We start from the raw sequence: 4471 nt of genomic DNA, 5'->3' as shown, positions 1-4471 counted from the left end.
AGCATGAATCCAGCTTCAAATCTTTTGTTTCTAACCTTCATTTCATATGCAAGATTAATGTCTTCAGAAATATAATCGTTATCTTCCAATTTAGGAACGTATTTAGGGTTATCGTTGAATTGGTCGTAAAGGTTATTGAATCTAATTTTAATATCATGCTCGTTCCTTTCTATCGCATCAGCTACGACAATCCTCCATACTTTATTGCTTTGAGTGGCGACAAAAATATTTACTTTTTCGCCATTAAATTCACCAGTTAAAAGATCGATTTCATTGTCGTATTCAAACCCTTTAGCTTTAAGTTTCTGAATCATATCTTTTTTAAATCCATCTACGGGGATTCCCATAAATTTTGTTATATCTTTCTGTGCTAACATTGTCAAAGAGTACATTAGCAGTATAAATAACAGTGAATTTTTCTTCTTCATGAATAAATATTTAAAGATTACAATTGCAAATTTAGAAAATGATTTGAAAATATGACATTTAGGGAAGCACTTTTAGTTGCTTAGCTGTCTTTTATTTTCCCTTTGAGAGAGTTTATAATCCACCCTTTAGGGTTGTTCTTCTCTCGTGATTTTCCGTTTAGAATAGCCAGTTCTCCTATAAGGTCGGCTATTTTTTCCTGTGCAGTTATAAGCGTTTCCTTGTTCCGGTTTATTTCTTCCGAAGTGAAACCACAGGAATAACGGAGATATTCGTACACATGACTATCTATTTGGTGGCGTGCCGTTACTTTCGCTTGAAGTTCTTTTACTTCCAGTTCTTCATCCCTGAATTGAGGTTGATATACAGGGTAAAATCTAAATCCAGTTACTTTACTACGTTTGTTGTTAGGGTTTTCACGCACTTTTACGTAGTTGAATGTGTATGGGCAGCTTTCATCAAGCGCAGCCTTTGCTGGTTTTAATACTCTTTCCTCGAAGTTGTCGATTCTATCTTTTCCGTTTTTGTCTTTGTATTTGTCCGCAGGTATGCCAAGTCGTTCTTTTAAGTTGTCCAGTGATATATCCAAAGGGTACACCTGCCCACTCATGAGCATATAAAACCTAAGTGAATAGCCTGTAGGCAGCGCAAGAGCCTTGTTTAGTTCAAATTCCCTATATCCTTTTGCGAATTTGGTAAACACGTCCCAAAGGTCATTAGATACACGAAATGTTATAATACCGGTATGCTTTTTGTATTTCGGGTTAGATATAAATCCACATTTCCACCATTCCTCATCATCTTCGTAAGTGAAAAAACGTCCAGCCAGTGAATCGAGTGCAGCTATGATTTCGTTGTAGTCACGTCCGGAAAAAATAACGTCAGACACATGCATTTGCGCATCAACATCCCAAAGTCCATGCTCAAATTTGCGTTTCGTGCCTGCATAATCTTTCAGCTTTACTCCCTTTAGTTCAGCCTGGCAGGCTTCCAGTATGCGAAGAATTATTCTTTGTTCGTGTATGGACATGTCTTGCTGTTTGGACCATGTATATACCCATGATACAACTACGTCTTTATTTTTGGTAATAGGTAGCTTCTTTTTCATAACTATTTGATTTGCTGCAAAGATATAAAATACCTACATATAAACAAAAAAAGAAGGGTAAAACTCCCAAAGTGTAGGGAAAGTTCGTCTTAAAAACTCCCAAAGTGTAGGATTAAAACTCCCAAAGTGTAGGGAAACACATGTTTTAATCCCTTTATTTATCGGTGTTTCCGCAAAAGTGATAGAGCATATTACAGACGATGCTTATAACAGACAAGGGGAAATTAGAGGGAAAAAGGCTGAAAATCAACTCGAAAAGAGGGGAAAAAGCAAAGCAACACCAACCAACGGGCGGTAGGCTTGAATATGGCTTTTAATGGCGTGTACACAAATAGGTACACAAATAATTTGGAGGTTGAACTTTTATAGCTATATTTGCGGTGTAAATCAAATATATAAATATTATGCAGATAATTACAACGCGTGAATTTCGTGCCAATCAGAAGAAATATTTTGAACTGGCTGAAAAAGAGACAATCTTTGTTTCCCGTCGTAATGCCGCCCCCATAGTCGTATATGCGGCTACGGAAGAGGATTTCCCCTCAAGGGAAGAATTGGAGGCTATTCAGAGGGGTATTGAGGATATTAAGCAGGGACGAACTTTTAAAATGCGGAAGGATGAATCATTAGATGATTTTTTGAACCGTATAGAGGATGAGTGTAATGTATGAGATAGAATTTTCAAAAGAAGCTGCAAAACATGTACTGTTGCTAAGAAAGTCCTCTCCGCAACTCTTCAAAAAGTTAGAGAGGCTATTGGATGAGCTGAAAGAACATCCATACACCGGGACTGGACACCCCGAACAGTTGAAGTATTTGCAGGGTGTATGGTCAAGGCAACTTGATAAGAAAAACCGTATTAGATATACGGTGAACGAAACCACCATTGTTGTTTTTGTTATTTCTGTTTGGGGGCACTATGACGATAAATGACGTAAAAAAACAATGTAAAAATTAAAGATATGGCAGTTATAAATCTTACATCCGAGGAATTTGCTAACCGAATAGAGGAAATGCTTGATTTGGCGAGTAAAGGCGACAATGTACTTATTCATCACGAGGGGAAAACCTATACTGTTATTCCTATAAGTGATGAAGAATTGGAGAACTTAACCGCGAAAGAAAAAGTATTACTGAATAAGTAATTTTTCTCTTTTTTGTCTGCAAATGTAACTCCATACTCCGTAACCGTCAAGGGCTTCGCAAGTCCGGATCCGGAAAAATCCTGCGCTCGCAGGCTCGTGCGGTTTTTCCAGCCCGTCCCCTTGACAGTTCTCCGTATTCCGTTGTGAAAAAGGCAGGAAAAAGAGAAAAAAATGTGTGCCTATGCAGCGTGTCAGCGTTGTGTGTATTCCCATGCGGCATGTATATATAGCAAGAAGTGTCCTTGTCGGACAATTCTTGCTTTTCTCGCTTTGCTCAAAAAGATTTTTTGCCTATCTTCGTGGCATGGAAGTAAGACGGAACGAAAAGATAACCTTCCGATGCTCGGCACTTGAAAAGGCGGCACTTTCGGAGCAGGCAGCCCGGTGCGGTCTGAGCACATCGGAGTACTGCAGGAGTCTCTCCCTTGGTGGTCGCCCCAGGGAGAGGTACACAGAAGAAGAACGGGAACTTCTCCGGGACATCGCCCGGCTGAGGGGGACACTTCAGAGACTGAACAACTACTTCGGTGGTCGCCAGTACCGGGAAGTGTTCGAGGAGAACCGGACACTAATCACAGAACTCCAAAAAATACTCTCACGATGATAGGGAAAGGGAAAAGCATATCACATGGCGTGGCGGCACTGGAGTACGACCTCGCCAAAGAGATAGACGGGCAGGCAGCAGCCACCGAAATAGCTCGGCATGAGCTTTACGGGTGTACGGGTGCGGAAATGGTGCAGGAGATGAAACCTTACTTCACTGATTTTCCGAACGTAAAGAACAACTGCCTGCGTTTTGAGGTCAGCCCCTCGATAGAGGAAAGCTCCAGCTTCACCGATACGGACTGGGCAGAACTTGGCAACGACTTCATGCAGCGCATGGGACTGATGAACCACCAGTATATCATCATCAAACACAGTGGGACGGAGAGCAAGAAGAAACAGGCGCACCTGCATATACTAGCAAACCGGATATCCCTTTCCGGGGAACTCTACCGGGACAACTGGATAGGGAAACGGGCAACGGAAGCCGCCAACGCCATAGCCAAGGAACGGGACTTTGTGCAGTCGCAGGACATCGGAAAAGCCAATAAAGCGGAAATCAAGGAAGCCATGAACGAGGTACTGAAGAAGCTGCAGGGCTTTGACCTTGCCAAATTCCAAAAGGAACTTGGCAAACTGGGCTTCAAAGTTCGGGAAGCCAGGGCAAGCACCGGAAAACTTAACGGCTACTATGTCACAGCCCGGAGCGGAACGGAATACAAGGCAAGCGAGATTGGGAAAGGTTACACACTCGCCCATATCGAGCAGACACAGAAAAAATTGAAGTATAACCAAATGAGCATATCACATGGAAACAAACTCACGTCCGGAAAAGGAGGTTTCCACCTCTAAGCAAGGACAATACCGACCACGCAGGAAAGACACCACCCCGAAAGTGAACCCGCAGCTTGCAGTAGAACTGGTATATCAAGAATTGAAGCGCGTGGAAGCCTATACGAAACGCATAGAGGACGCAACAGCCAAAAAGGTACAGATAGACGGGGAGAACCTTGAAAGTGCCGAAAAACGCCTAAAAAACGTGTTGTCGGACTTTGAACGGCAGGGGAATAGAATGAAAAATGGTGGCTATGTGGATAAACGGGTTTCGTTCTACTCCATTCTTTGTGCTGTTATTTCCCTTTTGTTCGCTTGCCTCATGTGTTATCTTTGGGTGGATGCAGCCAAAGATCGGGACAACTACAAACGGTATTACGAATATTACCAAGAGCAGGCAATAGAACAAAAGGGT

At 42.2% G+C, this 4471-nt stretch carries 7 protein-coding genes and 1 pseudogene; 6 read left to right on the top strand and 2 right to left on the bottom strand.

Going from position 1 to position 4471, the window contains the following annotated elements; genetic code table 11:
* Together JCM17102_RS20635 and JCM17102_RS20630 are read right to left on the bottom strand one after the other, a co-directional pair.
* Positions 1-428, bottom strand: a pseudogene (locus JCM17102_RS20635) (hypothetical protein); the annotation flags it as partial.
* 80 nt (positions 429-508) lie between these two features.
* Positions 509-1534 (bottom strand): replication initiation protein, encoded by a 1026-nt coding sequence (locus JCM17102_RS20630; RefSeq protein ID WP_025076524.1) that lies wholly within the window; start codon positions 1532-1534, stop codon positions 509-511.
* 404 nt (positions 1535-1938) lie between these two features.
* On the opposite strand from JCM17102_RS20630, the gene JCM17102_RS20620 reads away from it, so the two are divergent.
* The 6 genes from JCM17102_RS20620 to mbpC form a co-directional block, all read left to right on the top strand.
* Positions 1939-2205: a type II toxin-antitoxin system Phd/YefM family antitoxin gene (locus JCM17102_RS20620; protein ID WP_008671564.1), complete on the top strand. Its 267-nt coding sequence runs from the start codon at positions 1939-1941 to the stop codon at positions 2203-2205.
* Positions 2198-2467 (top strand): Txe/YoeB family addiction module toxin, encoded by a 270-nt coding sequence (locus JCM17102_RS20615; RefSeq protein WP_008671563.1) that lies wholly within the window; start codon positions 2198-2200, stop codon positions 2465-2467. The genes JCM17102_RS20620 and JCM17102_RS20615 overlap by 8 nt, the downstream gene beginning before the upstream one ends.
* A 29-nt stretch (positions 2468-2496) precedes the next feature.
* Entirely contained in the window at positions 2497-2679 is a 183-nt protein-coding gene (locus JCM17102_RS20610; RefSeq protein WP_008671561.1) for a hypothetical protein, read from the top strand.
* 181 nt (positions 2680-2860) lie between these two features.
* Positions 2861-3283 carry a mobilization protein MbpA gene (gene mbpA, locus JCM17102_RS30130; RefSeq protein WP_245798640.1) on the top strand — a complete coding sequence of 141 codons (423 nt, stop codon included), beginning with the start codon at positions 2861-2863 and terminating at the stop codon, positions 3281-3283.
* Complete coding sequence (gene mbpB, locus JCM17102_RS20605) at positions 3280-4074, top strand: mobilization protein MbpB (RefSeq protein WP_025076523.1); 795 nt, start codon at positions 3280-3282, stop codon at positions 4072-4074. The genes mbpA and mbpB overlap by 4 nt, the downstream gene beginning before the upstream one ends.
* Positions 4031-4471, top strand: a 441-nt coding sequence (gene mbpC, locus JCM17102_RS20600; RefSeq protein WP_025076526.1) for a mobilization protein MbpC, incomplete at its 3' end; no start/stop codon positions are given. The genes mbpB and mbpC, both read left to right, overlap by 44 nt.

The sequence above is a fragment of the Bacteroides faecichinchillae JCM 17102 genome (genome assembly GCF_000614145.1).
GTDB lineage: Bacteria > Bacteroidota > Bacteroidia > Bacteroidales > Bacteroidaceae > Bacteroides > Bacteroides faecichinchillae.
Note: the sequence above shows the minus strand (reverse complement) of the source record. Positions and strands in the feature narration are given on the sequence as shown.

What these genes read in the sequence shown, in the direction of transcription:
- JCM17102_RS20630 (WP_025076524.1), bottom strand. Translation starts at nt 1,534, where the DNA reads ATGAAAAAGAAGCTACCTATTACCAAAAATAAAGACGTAGTTGTATCA.
- JCM17102_RS20620 (WP_008671564.1), top strand. Translation starts at nt 1,939, where the DNA reads ATGCAGATAATTACAACGCGTGAATTTCGTGCCAATCAGAAGAAATAT.
- JCM17102_RS20615 (WP_008671563.1), top strand. Translation starts at nt 2,198, where the DNA reads ATGTATGAGATAGAATTTTCAAAAGAAGCTGCAAAACATGTACTGTTG.
- JCM17102_RS20610 (WP_008671561.1), top strand. Translation starts at nt 2,497, where the DNA reads ATGGCAGTTATAAATCTTACATCCGAGGAATTTGCTAACCGAATAGAG.
- mbpA (WP_245798640.1), top strand. Translation starts at nt 2,861, where the DNA reads ATGCAGCGTGTCAGCGTTGTGTGTATTCCCATGCGGCATGTATATATA.
- mbpB (WP_025076523.1), top strand. Translation starts at nt 3,280, where the DNA reads ATGATAGGGAAAGGGAAAAGCATATCACATGGCGTGGCGGCACTGGAG.